Annotated in this window: 1 protein-coding gene; it reads left to right on the top strand. The window is 61.7% G+C overall.

Annotation, left to right across the window (positions count from 1 at the left end):
- On the top strand, positions 1 to 332 hold a 332-nt coding region (locus tag AC6CIG_RS29785; RefSeq protein WP_498324397.1), incomplete at both ends, for a multicopper oxidase domain-containing protein.

The following is a 332-nucleotide window of genomic DNA, read 5'->3' as shown; positions in this document are numbered from 1 at the left end:
CCGACGATCGAGGCGGTCGAAGGCGATCGGGTCCGCATCTTCGTCACCAACAAGCTGCCGGAGCCGACGACGATCCACTGGCACGGCATGATCCTGCCATCCGGCATGGACGGCGTCGGCGGGCTGTCGCAGCCGCACATCCCGCCCGGCAAGACTTTCGTCTACGAGTTCGATCTCGTGAAGTCGGGCACCTTCATGTACCACCCGCATTCCGACGAGATGGTGCAGATGGCCATGGGGATGATGGGCTTCTTCGTGATCCACCCCAAGGACCCGAAATTCATGCCGGTCGACCGGGATTTCGTGTTCCTGCTCAACGCCTACGACATCGA

This window comes from Sinorhizobium sp. GQ132 (assembly GCF_059758575.1).
Note: the sequence above shows the minus strand (reverse complement) of the source record. Positions and strands in the feature narration are given on the sequence as shown.